The sequence below is a fragment of the Streptacidiphilus rugosus AM-16 genome (genome assembly GCF_000744655.1).
In the GTDB taxonomy this organism is placed as follows: domain Bacteria; phylum Actinomycetota; class Actinomycetes; order Streptomycetales; family Streptomycetaceae; genus Streptacidiphilus; species Streptacidiphilus rugosus.
The window spans coordinates 4028689-4048264 of sequence record NZ_JQMJ01000004.1; the positions used below are offsets into that span (position 1 = coordinate 4028689).

General features: G+C 72.8%; 18 protein-coding genes. 9 read left to right on the forward strand and 9 right to left on the reverse strand.

From position 1 onward, the window contains the following. Positions 1 to 40 precede the first annotated feature (40 nt). From BS83_RS27330 to BS83_RS27350, 5 genes are all read left to right on the forward strand, one after another. The gene (locus tag BS83_RS27330; protein ID WP_051944079.1) at positions 41 to 1582 is read left to right on the forward strand and encodes an amino acid permease; all 1542 of its coding nucleotides are present in this window, start codon (positions 41 to 43) and stop codon (positions 1580 to 1582) included. A 73-nt stretch (positions 1583 to 1655) separates the two neighbouring features. Next, entirely contained in the window at positions 1656 to 1862 is a 207-nt protein-coding gene (locus tag BS83_RS27335) for a helix-hairpin-helix domain-containing protein (RefSeq protein WP_037606140.1), read from the forward strand. A gap of 79 nt (positions 1863 to 1941) precedes the next feature. Then, entirely contained in the window at positions 1942 to 2739 is a 798-nt protein-coding gene (locus BS83_RS27340) for a glycerophosphodiester phosphodiesterase (protein WP_037609955.1), read from the forward strand. Beyond that, complete coding sequence (locus BS83_RS27345) at positions 2736 to 4091, forward strand: MFS transporter (protein WP_157597338.1); 1356 nt, start codon at positions 2736 to 2738, stop codon at positions 4089 to 4091. Before BS83_RS27340 ends, BS83_RS27345 begins: the two co-directional genes overlap by 4 nt. Before the next feature lie 200 nt (positions 4092 to 4291). Next, positions 4292 to 4666, forward strand: a complete 375-nt coding sequence (locus BS83_RS27350; RefSeq protein ID WP_037606142.1) for an RNA polymerase-binding protein RbpA — start codon at positions 4292 to 4294, stop codon at positions 4664 to 4666. 85 nt (positions 4667 to 4751) lie between these two features. On the opposite strand, the gene BS83_RS27355 is transcribed toward BS83_RS27350, so the two are convergent. From BS83_RS27355 to BS83_RS27370, 4 genes are all read right to left on the reverse strand, one after another. Then, entirely contained in the window at positions 4752 to 5264 is a 513-nt protein-coding gene (locus BS83_RS27355; RefSeq protein WP_037606143.1) for an FxsA family protein, read from the reverse strand. A gap of 78 nt (positions 5265 to 5342) precedes the next feature. Beyond that, the gene (gene lnt, locus BS83_RS27360) at positions 5343 to 6890 is read right to left on the reverse strand and encodes an apolipoprotein N-acyltransferase (RefSeq protein ID WP_232248503.1); all 1548 of its coding nucleotides are present in this window, start codon (positions 6888 to 6890) and stop codon (positions 5343 to 5345) included. A gap of 597 nt (positions 6891 to 7487) precedes the next feature. Continuing rightward, entirely contained in the window at positions 7488 to 9146 is a 1659-nt protein-coding gene (locus tag BS83_RS27365) for an amidohydrolase (RefSeq protein WP_037606144.1), read from the reverse strand. A 55-nt stretch (positions 9147 to 9201) separates the two neighbouring features. Next, a complete protein-coding gene (locus tag BS83_RS27370) occupies positions 9202 to 9645 on the reverse strand; it encodes an Lrp/AsnC family transcriptional regulator (RefSeq protein ID WP_037606145.1) in 444 nt (147 codons plus the stop codon). Positions 9646 to 9797: 152 nt separating this feature from the next. Between BS83_RS27370 and BS83_RS27375 the strand changes: the two genes are divergently transcribed. After that, entirely contained in the window at positions 9798 to 10211 is a 414-nt protein-coding gene (locus tag BS83_RS27375; protein WP_037606146.1) for a hypothetical protein, read from the forward strand. 24 nt (positions 10212 to 10235) lie between these two features. Here BS83_RS27375 and BS83_RS27380 read toward each other — a convergent pair whose 3' ends face one another. From BS83_RS27380 to BS83_RS27390, 3 genes are all read right to left on the reverse strand, one after another. After that, on the reverse strand, positions 10236 to 11291 hold the full coding sequence (locus BS83_RS27380) for a hypothetical protein (protein WP_198035311.1): 1056 nt from the start codon (positions 11289 to 11291) through the stop codon (positions 10236 to 10238). A gap of 95 nt (positions 11292 to 11386) precedes the next feature. After that, positions 11387 to 12484 (reverse strand): phosphotransferase family protein, encoded by a 1098-nt coding sequence (locus BS83_RS27385; RefSeq protein ID WP_037606148.1) that lies wholly within the window; start codon positions 12482 to 12484, stop codon positions 11387 to 11389. Positions 12485 to 12516: 32 nt separating this feature from the next. Next, positions 12517 to 13581 (reverse strand): hypothetical protein, encoded by a 1065-nt coding sequence (locus BS83_RS27390; RefSeq protein WP_051945597.1) that lies wholly within the window; start codon positions 13579 to 13581, stop codon positions 12517 to 12519. A gap of 145 nt (positions 13582 to 13726) precedes the next feature. On the opposite strand from BS83_RS27390, the gene BS83_RS27395 reads away from it, so the two are divergent. The 3 genes from BS83_RS27395 to BS83_RS27405 all read left to right on the forward strand — a co-directional run bounded on the left by BS83_RS27395 (position 13727) and on the right by BS83_RS27405 (position 17260). Then, positions 13727 to 14167 (forward strand): VOC family protein, encoded by a 441-nt coding sequence (locus BS83_RS27395; protein WP_198035312.1) that lies wholly within the window; start codon positions 13727 to 13729, stop codon positions 14165 to 14167. Positions 14168 to 14242: 75 nt separating this feature from the next. After that, positions 14243 to 14812: a uridine kinase family protein gene (locus tag BS83_RS27400; protein WP_037606151.1), complete on the forward strand. Its 570-nt coding sequence runs from the start codon at positions 14243 to 14245 to the stop codon at positions 14810 to 14812. Positions 14813 to 15361: 549 nt separating this feature from the next. Next, positions 15362 to 17260, forward strand: coding sequence for an AAA family ATPase (locus BS83_RS27405; protein WP_232248751.1), 1899 nt, complete (start codon positions 15362 to 15364; stop codon positions 17258 to 17260). Between the two features lie 81 nt (positions 17261 to 17341). Here the strand turns inward: BS83_RS27405 and BS83_RS27410 are convergent, their stop codons facing one another. Further along, positions 17342 to 18559 carry an ABC transporter permease gene (locus BS83_RS27410; RefSeq protein WP_051944081.1) on the reverse strand — a complete coding sequence of 406 codons (1218 nt, stop codon included), beginning with the start codon at positions 18557 to 18559 and terminating at the stop codon, positions 17342 to 17344. After that, positions 18556 to 19497 carry an ABC transporter ATP-binding protein gene (locus BS83_RS27415; RefSeq protein WP_232248504.1) on the reverse strand — a complete coding sequence of 314 codons (942 nt, stop codon included), beginning with the start codon at positions 19495 to 19497 and terminating at the stop codon, positions 18556 to 18558. Before BS83_RS27415 ends, BS83_RS27410 begins: the two co-directional genes overlap by 4 nt. Positions 19498 to 19576 lie beyond the last annotated feature (79 nt).

The following is a 19576-nucleotide window of genomic DNA, read 5'->3' on the forward strand; positions in this document are numbered from 1 at the left end:
TACCATTGAGCGGTCCGCACCCCAGAGACCAGAGGTGCGCATGTCGTCCCCCGAGTCATCCGCGCTCGCCCCCGAGGCCGTCCAGACGGACGAGCAACGCCTCCACGAGCTCGGCTACGCACAGGAACTGGCCCGCAGCATGTCGGGCTTCTCCAACTTCGCCGTCTCCTTCACCATCATCTCGATCCTCTCCGGCTGCCTCACCCTCTACGGGACCGGCATGAACACCGGCGGGCCCGTCGTCATCGTCTGGGGCTGGCCCTTCGTCGGCCTGATGACGCTCCTGGTCGGCCTGGCCATGGCCGAGGTCTGCTCCAGCTACCCGACCGCGGGCGGTCTCTACTACTGGGCCGCCAAGCTGTCGCCGCGCAACGGCGCGGCATGGTCCTGGTTCACCGGCTGGTTCAACTTCCTGGGCCAGGTCGCGGTGACCGCCGGCATCGACTTCGGCGCCGCGCAGTTCATCAACGCCCTGATGGACCTCCAGGGTTGGTACAAGGCCACGCCCGGCCACACGATCATCATCTTCGGCCTGGTGCTGCTGGTCCACGGCGCGCTGAACACCTTCGGCGTCAAGATCGTGGCGCTGCTCAGCAACGTCAGCGTCTGGTGGCACATCCTGGGCGTGCTGGTGATCGTCGGCGCGCTGGCGATCACGCCGAAGCACCACCAGTCCGCGAGCTTCGTCTTCACCCACTTCGTCAACAACACCGGCTGGAGCAGCGCCCTCTACGTGGCCGCGATCGGCCTGCTGATGGCGCAGTACACCTTCACCGGCTACGACGCCTCCGCCCACATGACCGAGGAGACCCGCGACGCGGCCCGCTCGGGTCCGCGCGGGATCGTGATGTCGATCCTGGTCTCGCTGGTCGCCGGCTGGGTGCTGCTGATCGGCATCACCTTCGCCATCCAGAACTACGCCGCCGAGACCGGCAGCGCGACCGGCGTGCCGCCCGCGCAGATCTTCCTGGACGCGGCCGGCGCCACCGGCGGCAAGCTGCTGCTGCTCGTGGCGATCGGCGCCCAGCTCTTCTGCGGGATGAGCTCGGTGACCGCCAACTCCCGCATGATCTACGCCTTCTCGCGGGACGGAGCGCTGCCGGGCTCCGCGGTCTGGCACCGGATCAACCCGCGCACCAGGACGCCCACCAACGGCGTCTGGCTCGCGGTGGCCGGCGCGTTCCTGCTCGGGCTGCCGTACCTGTGGAACCTGACCGCCTACCAGGCGGTCACCTCGATCTCCGTGATCGGGCTCTACATCGCCTACGTCATCCCGACGTTCCTGCGGCTGCGGCTCGGCGCGGACTTCCGGCCGGGCCCCTGGCAGCTCGGCCGGTGGAGCCGTCCGATCGGGATCGCGGCGGTGATCTGGGTCGCGATCATCACGGTGCTCTTCATGCTGCCGACGCTGAACCCGGTCACCTGGACGTCGTTCAACTACGCGCCGATCGCCGTGCTGGTGGTCCTCGGCTTCGCGGGCGGCTGGTGGCTGCTGTCGGCCCGCAACTGGTTCACCGGCCCGCGCGTGCAGGGCACCCCGGAGGAGCTGGCCGCCGTGGAGCGGGACCTCAGCGGCGGGTGACGGCGGCGGCCGGAGCGGGTAGTAACCAGCGGACCCCGCCCGCTCCGGCACCGGCCGCGCCAGGAAGGACCGCATGAGCAGCGACGCACCCGACTCGGATCTCCCGCTCGGCCTGTCGCCCCCGGCCCGCCGCGCCCTCGACGCGGCGGGCTACCGCTGTCTCGCCGACCTGGACGGCGCCGCCGAGGCGGCGCTGCGGCAGCTCCCCGGCGTCGGCCCGAAGGCCGTCCGGCTGCTGAAGCTGGCCCTGGCCGGCCGCGGCATGCGCCTGACCGGCTGACCGTGCGACACGACGGCGGTCGCGGCGGGCCGCCGCGCGAGCGCCGAGGAGCCCCCGAGCGGGCATACTGCTGCCCGTGATCACGCTTCCCACCAGCCACCCCTACCTGGACCATCCCGGCCCGCTCGGCTTCGCCCATCGCGGCGGCACGCTCGGCGGCCCGGAGAACTCCATGCCCGCGTTCGAGCGGGCAGTCAGGCTCGGCTACCGCTATCTGGAGACCGACGTCCACGCCACCGCCGACGGCGTGCTGGTCGCCTTCCACGACGAGCGGCTGGAGCGCGTGACCGACGGCTCTGGCGCGATCTCCGCACTGCCCTGGCGCACCGTCTCGGCCGCCAGGATCGCCGGGCGCGAGGCGATACCGACGCTGGAGGAGCTGCTGGACGCCTTCCCCGAGGCGCGCTTCAACATCGACGTGAAGGCCGTCGGCGCGGTCCGCCCGCTGGTCGACGCGGTGCGGCGCACCAACGCCTGGGACCGGGTCTGCGCCGGCTCCTTCTCCGACTCCCGCCTGGCCGCCGTCCGGGCGGCGGCGGGGCCGCGGCTGGCGACGGCGGCCGGACCGCGCGCGGTCGCCGCGCTCAAGCTGCGGGCGCTGACCGGTGGCCGCGCGCCGCTGGCCCGCTCGGTGCGCCGTCGGTCGGTCTGCGTCCAGGTGCCGGAGTTCCTGCCGGGCGAGGCCGAGCGCGGCGTGCGGCTGGTCGACCGGGCCTTCCTGGACACCGCCCACGCGCTCGGCGTCCAGGTGCACGTCTGGACCGTCAACGAAGCGGAACGCATTCGTGCTCTTCTGGACCTCGGTGTTGATGGCATCATGACGGATCGCATCGACGTCCTGCGCGATGTCCTGATCGAGCGCGGAGCCTGGATTTGATCACTTCTGCCCCGGCCGCCACCGAGCGCCCCGACCTCAAGCGGGCCCAGCTCGGCTGGTACCTGAACGACTGGGCCAACGCGGCCTTCGCGGCCACCGTGCTCACGGTCTTCCTGGGCCCGTACCTCACCGACATCGCCAAGAAGGCGGCGGACGCCCACGGCGACGTGCACCCGCTCGGCATCCCGGTGCGGGCCGGCTCCTTCTTCCCCTACACGGTCTCGGCCTCCGTGCTGCTCTCCGTGGTGATCATGCTGCTGGCCGGCGCGGCGGCGGACCGCACCGGACGCCACCGCACCCTGCTGGGCGTCTTCGCCTACGTGGGCGCGGGGGCGACGCTCGGCATGTTCTTCCTCGGCGGCCACCATTACCTGCTCGGCGGCGCCCTGCTGGTGGTGGCCAACATCTGCTACGCGGTCTCGGCCGCCCTGGCCAACTCCTTCCTGCCGGGGCTCGCCGCGCCCGACGACCGCGACGCGGTCTCCTCCAAGGGCTGGGCCTTCGGCTACGCGGGCGGCGGCCTGCTGCTGATCGTCAACCTCGCCCTCTACTCCGGCCACAGCGCCCTCGGCCTGTCCACCGGCACGGCGGTGCGGCTCTGCCTGGCCTCGGCGGGCCTGTGGTGGGCCGTGTTCACGATCTTCCCGATGCTGCGGCTGCCGAGCCGTCCGGCGACGGCCCCGGTGGAACGCCCGGTCGACGAGCACGCCGGCGGCACCCTGCGCGAGCTGGCCGGGACCCTGCGCGGAATGCGCCAGTACCCGCTGACACTGCTCTTCCTGATCGCCTTCCTCTGCTACAACGACGGCATCCAGACGGTGATCTCGCAGGCCTCGCTGTACGGCAGCGAGGAGCTCGGCATGGCCCAGGGCACGCTCATCAGCGGCGTGCTGCTGGTCCAGATCGTCGCGATCGGCGGCGCGCTGCTGCTCGGCCGGATCGCCCGCCGCTACGGCGCCAAGCGGACCATCCTCGGCTCCCTGGTCGCCTGGGTGGTCACCCTCGCCTTCGGCTACGTCATGCCGGCGCACCAGCCGGTCTGGTTCTACGCCCTCGCGGCGGCGATCGGGCTGGTGCTCGGCGGAAGCCAGGCGCTGTCCCGCTCGCTCTTCTCCCACCTGATCCCGCCGGGCCGGGAGGCGGAGTACTTCAGCCTCTACAAGATCAGCGACCGCGGCACGAGCTGGATGGGCCCGTTGGTCTTCGGTCTCGCCTACCAGCTGACCGGCAGCTACCGGGTGGCGATCATCTCGCTGCTGATCTTCTTCGCCGTCGGCTTCGCCCTGCTGCTGCTGGTTCCGGTGCGGCGCGCGATCGAGGCCGTGGGCAATCCGGTGCCCGCAATCTCGTGACCCTCCGAAGCATTGGATCAACCGAGGGTGATATCCGCCGCCAGATGTGACAAATCGGACGCAGGTGGGTACAAACAGGTTCGGTGCGACGGAAGTCGCGCGCTTACTGCGGGAATCTTCGACGGTTGCCGCACGTTGTACGGACCGACGAAGACAGCGACATCCAGTCCTGTGGGCTTGGAGCCCGGGAGGCACGATTCATGAGTGAGCGAGCTCTCCGCGGCACGCGACTCGGGGCAACCAGCTACGAGACCGACCGCGGTATCGATCTGGCGCCCCGCCAGACCGTCGAGTACGCATGCCAGAACGGACACCGCTTTGAGGTGCCGTTCTCGGTGGAGGCCGAAATCCCGCATCTGTGGGAATGCCGGTTCTGCGGCAGCGAGGCGATGCTGATCGACGGCGAGGAGCCGGAGGAGAAGAAGGCGAAGCCGGCCCGAACGCATTGGGACATGCTGATGGAACGGCGTACCCGCGAGGAGCTGGAGGAGGTGCTCGCCGAACGACTGGCGGTACTGCGCTCCGGTGGCATGAACCTCGCGGTCCATCCGCGCGACGCGCGCAAGTCCGCATAACCGGGACTTGACGACGAGGCCCCGGCTCCCCTCAGGGGGAGCCGGGGCCTCGTCGCGTTCGCGGCTCGCGGCGGCCGGTCGGCGGCTACCGGTTGATCTGGCCGTAGGGGCCCTCGTCGTCGCGCCGGGAGTAGTCGTACGGACGGCCGCCGTCCTCGGTGACGACCTCGCCCTGGACGACCTTGCCGTCGGGGCGGTGCATCCGCATCTGCTCCTGGAAGCGGACGGCGTCGCCGAGCGGACCGCGGCGCAGCAAGTTCATCGGGATCCGCTGGAGCCGCTTCGCGACCACCGGCACCAGGCAGAGCAGGCCCGCCACGTCGGAGAGGAAGCCCGGCAGGATCAGCAGGACGCCTCCGGCGATGGTCACCGCGGTCCGCGCCTCACCCTCGGGCATCCGCCCGGCGGTCGTCGCCCGCAGAGCCCGCAGCCCGGCCCGCTTGATCACCCATCCGCCGAGGATGGCGCCGCCGACCAGCAGCGCGAGCACGAGGAGCCAGCCGAGCAGATGCGCGAGCTCCACGATGATCCACAGCTCGAGCAGCAGGTACGCCGCGACGAGCAGGGGGAGAAACCGCTTGATGCGTGAGCCGCGCACGGGGGGTGGCCCTTTCCTTGTCCTGAAGGCTTCCCCTCTACAACGCCCGAGGTCAGACGAGTGTTCCGTGGCAACGCCTCAGGGGCGCCTGCGGCGCACCAGGGCGTAGCCGCACGCGCCCAGCCCCAGCAGGGCCAGGGCCCACTCCGGCGCGGCGCCCACGCGGTCGGCGAGGGTGAGGCCGTCGCGGAGCGGGACGCTCGCCTCCAGCTCCGCCCGCGTCGCGAGCTGCGTCCGCTGCTGGACCGAGCCGTCGGGCTCGATGATCGCGCTGATGCCGCTGGTCGCCGCGATGACCACCGCGCGGCCGTGCTCGACCGCGCGCAGGCGGGACATGGCGAACTGCTGGTCGGGCTGGTCCGTGCGCTCGTAGGTCGCGTTGTTGGTCTGCACGACCAGCACCCGCCCGCCCTTGGTCACCGAGTCGCGGACGATGCCGTCGTAGGCGACCTCGAAGCAGATCACGTCGCCGATCCTGGCCGGACCCACCTGGAGGATGCCGGTCCGGTCGCCGGGGTAGAAGTCGCGGGCGACCCGCTGCAGCCGGGTGATGTACTTCATCAGGATCGACCGGAACGGCACGTACTCGCCGAACGGCACCGGATGCTGCTTGGTGTAGTGCGCGCCGGGGCCCGTGCGCGGATCCCAGACGATGCCTTCGTTCAGCACGTGCTGGCTGTCCGGGCCGTCCACGAGCGCGCCGACCAGCAGCGGGACGCCGGCCCGCTTCGCCACGCCGTCGATCGCCGCGTAGGCCTCGGGGGTGACGTAGGGGTTCACGTCGGAGGAGTTCTCCGGCCAGACGATCAGCTGCGGCTTGGGCATCGTGCCCGCCGCGACTTTGGCCAGCAGGTCGTCGGTCGCCGCCACGTGGTTCTTCAGGACCTCCATGGGGCGGCCGAGGAAGTCCATGCCCGCGTGCGGCACGTTGCCCTGGATCACGGCGATCTCCGCCGACGCCGGACCCCCGGCCGTGTCGCCGCCGGTGGGCACCGGGACCGCGTAGCCGACCACGCCGAAGGCGACCGCGCCGGCCGCGCAGGCCACCGCCGCCCGGCGGCCGCGGGCCCGCAGCGCCGGCACCGCGGCGGCCAGCAGCGCGCCGCTCAGCGTCACGGCGAAGCTGACCAGCGGCGCGCCGCCGAGCGCGGCCAGCGGCGTGAAGGGCGAGGAGGTGTTCGCGAAGGCGAGTCGGCCCCATGGGAAGCCGCCGAGCGGCACCCGGTCCCTGGCCCACTCCTGGGCGACCCAGAGGCAGGCCGTCCACAGCGGCCAGAAGCGCAGCCGGGAGACCAATGCCAGCCCCGCGCCCATCAGCCCCAGGAAGAGCGTCTCGGCGACCGACAGCAGCACCCAGACGTCGTAGCCGATGACCCCGATCCAGAACAGCAGCCAGAGCATGAAGGCCGCGCCGAAGACCAGGCCGGTCCACGCCGCCTGGCGCACCGTGCGGCGGTAGGTCAGCAGGCTCAGCCCGGCGACCGCGACGACGGACAGCGGCCAGATCCCGGCGGAGGGGAAGGAGAGCGCGAGCAGCAGGCCGCAGAGCGCCGCGAGGCCGGTACGGGGCAGGCCGGCGCGGATCCGGGCGGGACGCGAGGGGCGGACGGGGGGTTCGTCCTCCACGCGATCCTCGGAGTCCAGGGTCAAGGTCACGCTCGCCGCCAATCCGCAGCAGATGGTCCATGGGCTGTGGGAAGACGGTACAACCTGCTGGTAAGCGCCGGTGAGAGCGGGGCGGACGGGGTCACCCCGAAACCTTGCGAAACCTCGGCCCACCCGGCCGAACGGGTACGGCCCGGACGCTCTTCGGTCCGACTCGGGATCCGCTGGCTGCGGATCGACCAGAAGCCGTTGTCTACTGAGCGTCCGGGCCGGGCCCGGGTCCCACCCGCCGACCGGAATCCGCGGACCCGTCGACGCCCACGCTCCCCGGTCCGGCTGCGCTGGACCTGGCTGCCTGCCAGCGGCGGTCCCGGGTTTGGCGTGGGGCTGCTGTGAGGTGGACGACGACGAACCTACTCGCCCGCGCGGGCCGCCTGTCAACTCTTGCCCCACCTGCGAGAACAAGGGGTTCCCGCAGGTCAGGAACGTGCGAATCGGGTTCACAAGGACGCCGGGCAACCCTTCTTTCGGCGGTATCCGGACGCCGCCGTCCTCCCCGGGCGACGATGATCGACGACCGGGTCCGACGTTCGGGGTCCGACGTCCGAGCCCGCCGGCTCAGGCGAGGTGGACCGCGCGGCCGCCGACGACGGTGGCAAGACAGCGCGGCAGCTCCCGCCCCGGAGTGAGGTCCGGCAGGCCGGGGACGCCGCTGCGCGGGTCCGTGGACCAGTTGGCGACCCGCTGGTCCGGCGCCTGGACCACGAGCTCACCCGGCTCCCAGACGGCCAGCGAGGCCGGCGCGCCGGGGACCAGCACTCCGGCGTCGTCCCTGCCGAGGGCCCGCCAGCCGCCGCGGGTGTGCGCGGTGAACGCGGCGCGCACGGAGATCCGGTGCTCGGGCGTGTGGTGGAAGGCGGCGGCGCGGACGGTGCCCCACGGGTCGAGCGGGGTGACCGGGGCGTCGGAGCCGAAGGCGAGCGGGACGCCGGCGCGCAGCAGAGCCGCGAAGGGGTTCATCGTGCTGGCCCGCTCCGCGCCCAGACGCTCGACGTACATGCCCTGCTCGCCGCCCCAGAAGGCGTCGAAGGCCGGCTGCACCGAGGCGGTCAGGCCCAGCTCGGCGAAGGCCGCGATCTGGGCGGGCGTCAGCAGCTCGGCGTGCTCCACCCGGTGCCGCAGCGCGCGCACGCGCTCCAGGCCGAGCTTCTCCGCGACCGCGCGGACGCCCTCGACCAGGGCCGCGAGGGCGCCGTCGCCGATGGCGTGGAAGCCCGCCTGCAGACCGGCCTCGGTGCATGCGGCGACGTGGTCGGCGATCTGCGCGGCGCTGATGTAGGCGGCGCCGGTGTGCTCGGCGTCGGTGTAGTGGTCGTGCAGGCATGCGGTGTGCGAGCCGAGCGCGCCGTCGATGAACAGGTCTCCACCCGCGCCGACCGCGCCGAGGCGGCGGGCGGTGTCGACCGCGCCCAGCTCGCCCCAGTAACCGAAGACCTCCGGGCCCGGCGTGCCGGCGGCCAGGTCCAGCAGTGCGGACAGGTCCGCCTCGGAGGAGATCTGCGGTCCGGCGCACTCGTGCAGCGCGCCGATGCCGAGGGTGACCGCGCGGGCGAGTGTCGCCCGCTGCGCGGCCTCCCGCTGGGCGGGGGTGAGGTGCCCGAGCGCGGCGGCGCGGACGAGGTGGTGCGCGGCGCGGCTGAGAGCCCCGTCGGGGTCGTAGCCGGCCGTCGCGGCGAGCTCGGGTCCGGCCAGCGCGCGCAGCGCGGAGGAGGCCAGCGCCGAGTGCACGTCGGTGCGGGAGAGATAGAGCGCGGCTCCCGCCGCGGCCTCGTCGAGCTCGGCGAGGCTGGGGGCGCGCCGCTCGGGCCACCTGGTCTCGTCCCAGCCGTGCCCGAGCAGCACGCCGCCTCCGGCCGTGTCGGCGCCCCGCGCGACGAAGTCGCGGATCCGGCGCAGCGCCTCCGCCAGGCTCGGGCAGGCGGTCAGGTCGAGCCCGGTGAGCGCCAGGCCGGTCGAGGTGGCGTGCACGTGCGCGTCGACGAAGGCCGGGGTGACCAGCGCGCCGTCGAGGTCGACCACCAGCCGGGCGTCGCGCGCGTAGCTCTCGGCCGCGCCCTCCTCGCCGACCCAGGCGACCACGCCGTCCTGAACCAGCACCGCGGTCGCGAAGGGGTCGGCCGGGCTGTAGACGTCGCCGCCGCGCAGCAGGATCGTGCGCACCCCGGAGTCGGCGGGCGCGGTGTCGGCGAGGGCGGAGAGCGGTGCGGCGGCGGTCATGCGGTCCACCTTATGAGACGGTCTCCGGCCCGCCCCGCCAACCCCCGGACGCGGCTCACTTCAGCCGGGGCGGCCTGGCCTCGTACGGGGTGCTCAGCACGACGGTGGTGCGCGTGGAGACCCCCGCGGCCGATCTGATCCTGGCGAGCAGGTCCTCCAGATCGCCGGGAGCCGCGACCCGCACCTTGAGGATGTAGTTCTCGTCGCCGGCCACGCTGTGGCAGGCCTCGATCTCCTCGATGCCGGCCAGCCGCTCCGGGGTGTCGTCGGGCGCGCTCGGGTCGAAGGGTTTGACCGAGATGAACGCCGTCAGCGGCAGACTGACGGCGTCCGGGTCCACGATCGCGGCGTAGCCGCGGATCACGCCGCGCTGCTCGAGTCGGCGGACCCGCTGGTGCACCGCCGAGGTGGACAGGCCGGTGGCCTTGCCCAGGTCGGTGTAGCTCATGCGTCCGTCAGCGACCAGCAGCTGCACGATTTGTCGGTCGAGTTCCTCCACCCTGACAACCTATCCGACGTCAGGTGTGAGCAAGGACACAGGTATCGGCCGATGCGGCGCCGACGACCAGGATTATCGGATGCCCCGCGCGGGAAGTGCTCGCTATGGTCGCGACCACCGAGGTCCGCGTGCCTGCTCCAGGGGGAGTCCTGATGACCGTTGTCGAACAGCTGAGTGCTGTCCTCGAACCCGTCGTAACCGCGGAACCCGCCGAGAACGCCGAGCCCCTCGCCGCGCCGGGCTTCCTCGGCGCCGACCCGGGCGAGGGCGAGACCTGGGAGATCACCCGGTTCCTCTGCCCCGACTGCCACCGGCCGATCGCGGTGCTCGACAACGAGGAGCGGTTCCCGCAGCACGCCGTCGTCGCCACCCCGTGGCACCCCTTCTCCGCCGCCCTGTGCCAGGGTTCGGGCCGCTGGCTCGACGACGCGGAGTCCGAGGAGGAGCAGGGCTTCGACCCCGAGCCCTCCCTCGCCGAGTTCCTCACGCTGCCCGCCGAACTCGACTGGCGCCGCCAGCCGTTCTCCCACGTCGGCGGCCCCGGCTCGAAGCCGCTGAGCCGCTGAGCCGCTGAGCCGCTGAGAACGACGTCAGATCCAGGGGCGCCGGGGGAAGAGCCTGGGCCCCAGTGATCTGCGAGCTCCTTCGAGGACCGGCAGGTGGTACTCGTTGACGGTCAGTCCGACCCGGGCCCTCAGCGTCGCGGCCAGCCTGCGCGCCTGACGGTGCTCCTGGGCGGGCACCAGCCGCAGCAGCATCCGGTAGCCCCGCGCGTCCAGCAACACCAGGAACAGGTTCCGCTCGTTGCTGTCCTCGTTGGCGCGCTGGGTGAACAGCACCAGCTCCGCGACCGGGTCGGGGAAGCGAGGGAAGCCGCCGTCCTGGCGCTCGGCCGGCATCGGCTCGGGCTCCAGGAACAGCCGCTCGAACCGGCCCGACAGGCCGCTCCTGACCGTGAGTTCGGCGCCGTTCCAGCGCAGCAGCCCCGGGCCGACGTGCACCTCGGTCGGCCCGTGGTCCTGTGCCTTGACGCGGGCGGTGCGGGACCGCGGTCGGCCGCGCGCCCCCGCGTCGACGTCGAAGCCGGCGGTCGGGGCGACCCTGACCGCGGGCGGCGCCAGGCCCCGGACGGCCCGTCCGGGCACCAGCTGGGCCGCTTGCGCCCGCGGGGGCAGGGGCGGCGGCGTCTGCCGCTGCATGGCCTCCGTGTAGAGCTCGGCGTTCCGCACCCGGCGCACCGCGTCGCGCAGGGGCAACGGCCAGGCGCGCCAGAGCAGCGGTTCGACGGTGGGCAGCGCGAGTGCGGCGGCCAGCAGCCAGTCGTCGGGCGCCGTGAGGTGCCCCTGCGCGAGGGCGAGCCCTGCCGCCGTCGCCAGCAGGGCGTACGCGGCCCGGCCCACGATCCGGCGGTGCCGCTGCCGGATGCGCAGCGGCGGCGGAGCGTGGTCGGGCGGCGCGGACCAGATCGGCAACGTCGCGCCCAGGACGCAGACCAGCACCCCGGCGATCCGCACCGGGAGGTACGGGGCCGGGATCGCGAGGGCGCCGCCGACCCCCAGGACCACGCGCAACGCCCGCCGCAGCGTGCCCCGGCCCGGCAGCATCAGTGCCGCGCCACGCCTTGCCGCCGCCCACCTTCCCGGCACCCCCACCGCCCCCTGCCTCTGCCCCCGCCCGAGCGCCCGGGCGCCCGGACGAAAAACGGTGGCACAGGGCGTCTGCGGCGTCCAGAGGACCGCGCTCAGCCCCAGTAACGCCCCGCCACCATCGCCTCCAGGGAGTCCCGGTGCAGGATCAGCCGGTCCGGGTCCTCGGGGGCCGGGGTCTCGCCGAAGTGGATCTGGCGGTAGCCGATCCGCAGCATCACCACGGCGTGCCGCAGCGCCGCGTAGAGGGTGTAGAAGTCGAGGTCGCGCGGGGTGTGCCCGCTCGCCCGCGCGTACTGGGCGACCACCCGCTCCCGGTCCAGGAACTCCGGCAGTCCCTGCTGGCCGAAGGCGACGGTCAGGTCCTGGAAGAAGCGGTGCAGGAAGACGAACCAGCCCAGGTCGAGCTCGCGCGGACCGAGGGCGGCCATCTCCCAGTCCAGCACGGCGACCGGGGTGAAGCCCTGGTAGATGACGTTGCCGATGCGCGCGTCGCCCCAGCTGAGCACGGTCTCCCCCTCGTCGGCGGGCCAGAGCTGCTCCAGCCGGGCGAAGGCGCGCTCGATCAGGGGTGAGGGCGGCCGCCCCTCGACCACCCAGGCGTAGTAGGCGCGTTGCTCGTTCACGTGCTGCCGCAGCGGGGTGTCCCCCGGTGCGGTCGAGCGCAGGAACGCGGCCTCGGCGACCGGCGCGGTGTGCAGTTCGGCGAGCAGCGCGACGCTGGCCCGCTCCAGTTCCGCGCGCTCGGCGTCGCCGGCCTCGTGCAGCCAGTTGCCGCCGTAGGTGTAGGGCATGACGTCGGGCGGCACCCGGCCTTCGACGCGTTCCATCAGGAAGCCGGGCGCGCCGAGCACCCGGGGGTCCGTGACCAGCCGCAGCAGGCGCGGGACCGGGGCCTTGGTGCGGGCCGCCAGCTCGATGCAGCGGTACTGCCGTTCCATGTCGTAGCGCGGGAACACGGTGAAGGCGTCGGGGTCGGCGGCCAGGCGCAGCACGCAGGGCCGGACCTGTCCGTCGCCGTCGCGCAGGTCGAAGAGGACGGTCTCGCTGGACATGCCGTTGGACTGGGGGACGGTCAGCCCGGTGGCGGTCGCGCCGGGCTGCCAGGTCCCGATCCAGGCGTCGAGGCGGGCGCGCAGCTCCTCGGGGTCACGGGTGCTGGTCCGTGGACGGGGTGTGCTGGGGGTGGCCATGGCGGTGAGCTCCTCCGGTGGGCGGGTGCGGGTCAGGGGGCGACGGAGGAGAAGTCCGCGAATCCGCTCGGGTCGTGGCGGCCGAAGCTGCCGTGCTCGAAGACGCCGTGGCCGACCTCGCCGTCGAGGGTGAACCTGGCCGCGTGGTCGGTCACGCCGTAGGCGGCGAGCCCGAGGTCGGCGGGGTCGGTGAGGTCGTAGCGGCGGCGGTCCACCCAGCCCCGGCCCTGCCAGGTGCCGTGCTGCCAGTCCGGCGCGGGCGGGTAGCCGGCCCCGACCGCGAGCGGGGTGCCGCCGAGCAGTTCGGCGTGGATCTCCACCGGCTTGCGGGCGGCGTCGGTGAGGTGGAGCACGGCGCGTTCCGGGACGCGGGTGCCGGGGCGGTAGGCGATGTCGACGTGGGGCCAGCCGAGTTGCTCGTCGGGACGGCCCGCGGCCTCCGGGCGCACCAGCAGCGCCTCGTTGAGGGTGCGGTAGCCGTCTGCGTCCTCCTGGAGGATCACCATGACGAAGCGGTCGCGGAAGCGGATCGGGCACCAGACCCAGTGGAAGCCCTCGGGCCGGTTCTCCTCGGCCGCGCGGCCGGGCTGCTCACCGGGTATCGGCCGGACGCCCCAGCTGCGGTCCCTGGTCGCCGTCCACTCCTCGGGCGCGACGCGGTACTCCTCGCCGCCGACCCGGATCCAGCCGTGCGCGCCGCCGGCCTGGACGAAGCGCCGGCCCTCCAGGGTGAGCCGGTCCCCGGTGTGCCCGACGTGGTGCGGCTCCCAGACGGCGGGGAACTCGGCCTGCCAGGTGAGGTCGAACGCGAGCTCGTCGGGCCCGCCCTCGCAGACCAGCCGCAGCGTGCGCAGCGGTTCGACCACCTCGATCCGCAGCGGGCCGACCTCCAGCCTCATCCGGTCCTCCCCCAGCGCGTCGGAGGCCCGGACGGCGTGGAGGGTGTCGCCGACCTTGAGCGTGGCGTAGGCGTCGATCACGCCGGTGTTGGGATAGACGCCGAGGCCGGCGATGAGCAGGGCGCGTCCGCCGTGGTCGAGGACGTGGAAGATGCAGCGGTCGTAGGCGTTGCGGTCGCCGGTGGCGACGTGCCGCATGGACAGTGGCACCTGGTGCACGGGGTACTCGTCCAGGGGGACGGGGCGGAGCGTCACGCTGGCCTCCTCGGCAGGAACAGATTGTCTGACGGTATGTCAGATTCTGCCCAGGAGGCCAGTGCGCTGCTGATCTATTCTCGGAACCATGACTGTTCAGCGCATGGACAACGTCGCCGTCGTGGTCGAGGACCTGGACGCGGCGGTCGCCTTCTTCGCCGCACTCGGCCTGGAGCTGGAGGGCAGGGCGGAGATCGAGGGCGACTTCGCGGACCTGACCGTCGGACTGGAGGGCATCCGGAGCGAGATCGCGATGATGCGGACCCCGGACGGGCACGGCAAGCTGGAGCTCACGAAGTACCACACCCCCGCCGCCCACCCCGCGACGCCGGTGAACCCGCCGCCGAACACCCTGGGCCTGCACCGGGTCATGTTCGCCGTCGACGACATCGACGCCACCATCGCCCGGCTCCGCGCCCACGGAGCCGAGCTCCTGGGCGAGGTGGCGCAGTACGAGAGCATCTTCCGGCTCTGCTACCTGCGCGGCCCGGCAGGGATCATCGTCGCCCTGGCCGAGCAGATCGGCTGACCGGACCGGCCGACCCCTGGACGGTGCGGCGGCCCGCCCCGCACCGTCACAGGTTCTGGCTAGGCTCGACGCATCATGCTCACCCTCGACTCACTCGCGGCACGGCTCGGCGCCCTGGAGCCGTCCTGCGGCGCGACGCGCCTGATCGCCGTCGACGGCTACGCCGGCTCGGGCAAGACGACCTTCGCCGCCCGGCTCGCCGCCGCGCTCGGCGACGCGCCCGTGGTCCATCTGGACGATCTGGCCACGCACGACCAGTTCTTCGACTGGACCGGACGGCTGCTCGACGAGGTGCTCACGCCGCTGGCGGAGCGCCGCCCGGTGCGGCACCGCGTCTACGACTGGAATACCGCGCGCTTCGACGCGGTTCACCAGATCGGGGCCGCTCCTCCGCTCCTCGTACTGGAGGGCGTGGGGGCCGGGCGGCGAGCGATCCGCCCCCGGTTGGCGGCGCTGCTGTGGATGGAGCTCGACGCGGTCACGGCCCGTGCCCGGGGCGAGCGGCGCGACGGTCCGGAGCAGGCGGAGTTCTGGGAGCGGTGGTTCCGGGAGCAGTCCACCCACTTCCGGTCCGATCCGAGTCGGCCGTTCGCCGATTTCCTGGTGAACGGAACCAGTGGGGAGCTATTCGCTCACGCCGCGTAATCGCGCGAGCGTGAGGCGCGTAGCCTGTCCCGGAGCCAATGAATGGCGGCTCTCCCTGCGGTTCCCCGCCGCAGAGCCGTGCTCAGGAGGCCCTTGACCTGCGCCCCTGGCAACAACTACGTTCTCATCAGCGCGACACACGGTGATCGCGCCCCCGCAGACACGAGCTGCCGGCCGTTCCCCCGTGGCCGGCAGCTCGTCCTTTTCCGGCCCATCCGTCCCGCTCCGGACGATGCTCGCGCCGTGACTGCGGGTGACCACCGGAATCCTGCATGCCGCTTGTGTCCTACTTTTGTCCGTGTCCCCACCAGCCGATACGGTCGCACGGCACTCTTCCGGATCAGCTGGACCCCGGTACGATGCCCCATGAGTGCGGGGTCTGGTCCCCGTGTGCTCACGGACCGTCAAAGTGCGGCGACTGCAGGCCTCCCGGGTCGGCCCACCAGCTGGGCAGCGGGACGCGGCACAGCAGGGGGCAGAGCGGTGGGGACAGAGGACAACGGCGACAGGCGGTCCCGTAGCCTGGCCGATCGCGCCTGGCTACGGGCGATGGACGCCTACGGCGCCGGCGCGTACACCCGTGCAGAGGAGGAGTTCCGCGCTGCCGTCCGGCTCGACCCCGGCATGGCCGACGCCTGGCTCGGGCTGCACGCCCTCCGCTCGGACACCTCGACCGCGCTGCTCTCCATGCACCGGCACCGGGAGCGCTTCGGCGAGCAGCGGCACCGGCACCGCCGGCCGCTCAGCTCCTGGTACTGGCTGGGCTGGTGGGTGCAGCCGCTGCTGGAGGACGAGCGGGACCTCGCCCTCGCGCACGCCTCGCACTGGCTGGACGGCCGGCACCTGCCCGAACTCGACCGGGCCCTCGCCGAGTGCCCCCCGCCGGGCCAGGACAACGCCGTCCGCTTCCTGCACGCCTGCCGGTCCTACCTGACCAAGGACTGGGAGCAGCTCATCCGCGACACCGACGGCCTGCTGGACGACCCGCTGCTGGGCATCGAGGCGGGCCTGTTCAGCGGGATGGCCAGGGTCAGGCTGGACATGTGCGGCCAGGCCGAGCTGCCGCTGGCCACCTCGCTGGCCCGGTGCCGCTCGGAGCAGCCGCAGCGCAAGGAGCTGCGCTACTGGCTGGCCCGCGCCTACGAGGGGGTCGGCCGCAGCGCGGCGGCCCTCTCGCTCTACCGGGCCGTGCACCGGGTGGACCCCGGCTTCATGGACACCTCCGCCCGGCTGGCCGCGATCACGGCGGAGGACGGGGTCGACCCCGCGCTGCTGGAGGGGCCCTCGGAGCCCGGCCTGCACCGGCCCCGCCACGCCAGCGGCGGGGGCCCCGCGCTGCCGACCGAGCCGCCGCTGTCCGGCTCGCCCTTCGACGCCCTGGACGGGCCGCTGGAGTCGGTCTTCTACGACCCGCTGCCCGGCTTCCCGCTGGCCGACGACGAGGAGGACCAGGAGGACCCCGAGGACGCGGACGACGAGCCCCAGACGGCCGGCGAGGAGGAGCCCACCCGCCCCGCCGCCGTGGGCGCCCGGCACCGCGCGAACACCCCCGACTCCTCCCCGCTGCTGCCGCCCGGCACGACCGTCCAGCCGAACCAGCAGCGGCTCGACGCCGCGCTGGCCGAGCTGGACCGGATGGTGGGGATGGCCCCCGTGAAGCGTCAGGTGCTGGCGCTCTCGGCGCAGCTGCGGATGGCGCAGCTCCGGGCCGACCAGGGCCTTCCGGTGCAGCCGCCGAAGCGGCACTTCGTCTTCTCCGGCCCCTCGGGCACCGGCAAGACCACGGTCGCCCGGATCCTCGGCCGGGTCTTCTACGCGCTCGGCCTGCTCAGCGGCGACCACCTGGTCGAGGCCCAGAGAGCCGACCTGGTCGGCGAGTTCCTCGGCCAGACGGCGGTCAAGGCGAACGAGCTGATCGACTCGGCGCTGGACGGCGTCCTGTTCATCGACGAGGCCTACAGCCTGGCCAACTCCGGCTACTCCAAGGGCGACGCCTACGGCGACGAGGCCCTCCAGGTCCTGCTCAAGCGGGCCGAGGACAACCGGGACCGGCTGGTGGTGATCCTGGCCGGTTACCCCGAGGGCATGAACCGCCTGCTGGCCGCCAATCCGGGCCTCAGCTCGCGCTTCACCAGCCGGGTGGACTTCCCCAGCTACCGCCCCGAGGAGCTGGCCGCGATCGGCCAGTCCCTGGCCTCGGGCGACGGGGACTTCTGGGACGAGGAGGCCCTCGAGGAGCTCCGCTCCATCTGCGGCCACGTGGTCCGCGAGGGCTGGATCGACGACCTGGGCAACGGCCGCTTCATGCGCACCCTCTACGAGAAGTCCTGCGCCTACCGCGACCTCCGCCTCTCCGTCCTGCCCGACTCCCCCACCCGCCAGGACCTCGCGGCCCTCCGCCTCCCCGACGTCCTCCAGGCCTACGGCGAACTCATCGACGGACGCTGACCGCCGAGTCCCCTCGCCCACCGCGGGAAAGCGTCGGGCCCCCGGACGTGTCCAGGGGGCCCGACGTGGGGGCGCGGCACGCTACGCCGCCTTGAGCGCCTCCTTGAGCGGCACGCGGGCGCCGCTGCGCAGCACGGAGTTGCGGTAGATCCGGCCGGCGAACCGGAGCATCACCACGCCGCAGGCGAGCGTGATCGCCAGGGAGACCAGCATCTGCCAGAGCGGTGCGACGCCGAGGGCCCAGCGCATCGGCATCAGCTCCGGCGCGGTCAGCGGGACGTAGGAGAGGATCTCCGCCACGCCGCTGTGCGGGTCGGTCGGGAGGATGGAGATGGCGACCACCCAGCCCGCCACCAGCGGCATGATGATCGGGGCCATCAGCCCGCCCAGGTCCTCCTGGCGGGAGACCATCGCACCCGCCGAGGCGAAGATCATCGCGTAGAGCCAGAAGCCGGCCGCGAACCAGAGCAGGGTCCAGGCCAGCGAACCGACCGAGGCGCTCAGCGAGACGCTCAGCTGGCCGTCGGCCATGCCGATCGCCAGCCCGAGCACGCCGGGCACCACGAGCTGGAGCGCGCCGATGACGGCGACGCCCAGCACCTTGCCGGCCAGCAGCTGCCACGGCTTGATGGTCGCCAGCAGCAGCTCGACGACGCGGCTGCTCTTCTCCTCCACGACGCCCTGGGCCACCATCTGCCCGACCGTCATGAGGATCATGTACATCAGCAGACCGGCCGCGATCGCGATGGTGATCTTCTGGCCCTGCTGCGGGTCGTCGTGCTGCAGCGTCGTCACCTGGATCTGCTGACTGCCGACGGCCGCCGTCACCTTGGCCGGGTCGCCGCCCAGAGCGGTGATCTGCGCGTTCAGCGCCGCCTGCTGGTCGACCAGCGAGAAGACCGTGCGCAGCGAGTCGGGCAGCGACTTCTTCACCGTGACCTGGGCGCCGGAGGCGTCGTGCACGACGAAGGCGTCGACCTTGCCGCCCTGCACGGCCGACCTGCCCGCCGCCGGGTCGGCGACCACGGTGATCTTCACGTTCTGGTGCAGCTGGGTGGCCGTCGACTCCAGGGCCCGGCCGTACGCCGCGTCCGACCGGACGACGGCGACCTTGGACGTGCTCGGCCCGGAGTGGGCGAACTTGGTGATGATCGGCAGCGCGACGAAGGACAGCGCCGTGATCGCCAGAATGATCAGGAAGGCCTTGGAGCGCAGCCGGACCCGCAGTTCGCGGCCCGCGACGAGCTTGATCGCTTCGGCGCTGCCGATCTGCAGCCGTTCGTGGTTGGTGCCGCTCACTTCTGCTGCTCCCCCGTCCCGGTCGTCCCCGTCGTCCCGGTCGCGGGCTCTGCCCCGGGCTTCTTCTCCTCGCTGCTCACCACGTGCCGGAACAGCTCCGTCAGCGAGGAGCGCCGACGCGCGAATTCACGCACCGGGCCCGTCGCCAGCGCGGCGCCGAGCACCGCCTGGTCGTCCGCGCCGTCCTCCAGGACCAGCACCGTGCGACCGGCCTCCTCGCCGCGGACCGAGACGCCCGGTATGCCGTCCGCCCAGCCCTCGCGTGCCTGGGGCGCGTGCACGACCAGCTCCTCGCCGCCGGAGGCGCGCAGCTCGTCGACGGTGTCGCAGGCGACCATGGAGCCCGCGCGGACGATGCCCACGCGGTCGCAGAGGCGCTCGACCAGTTCCAGCTGGTGGCTGGAGAAGATGACCGGGATGCCCTCGGCGCACTTCTCCTGCAGCACCGCGCTCATCACGTCCACGGCGACCGGGTCCAGGCCGGAGAAGGGCTCGTCGAGGACGAGTATCTCCGGGTGGTGGACCAGCGCCGCCGCGAGCTGGACGCGCTGCTGGTTGCCGAGGCTCAGCTTCTGCACCTCGTCGCCGAAGCGGCTCTCGACGCCCAGGCGCTCCGCCCAGGAACGGGCGGCGGCCACCGCGTCCGACCGGGTCAGGCCGTGCAGCCGGGCCAGGTACTCCAGCTGCTCGCCGACCTTCATCCGCGGGTAGAGGCCGCGCTCCTCCGGCATGTAGCCGATCCGGCTGCGGGTCTCCAGCGTGACGGGCGCGCCGTCCCAGCGCACCTCGCCGCCGTCGGACGCCAGCACGCCGAGGACGATCCGCATCGTCGTGGTCTTGCCGGCGCCGTTGCTCCCGACGAAGCCGAAGATCTCCCCGGCGCGGACGTCGAAGGCCATGTTGTCCAGGGCGACGGTGTCGCCGTAACGCTTGGACACGCGGTCGACTTCAAGGCGTCGATCGCTCACTTGCTCATCACTCCCCCGTGACGCTCGTACATGTGACTTGTTCGATCTG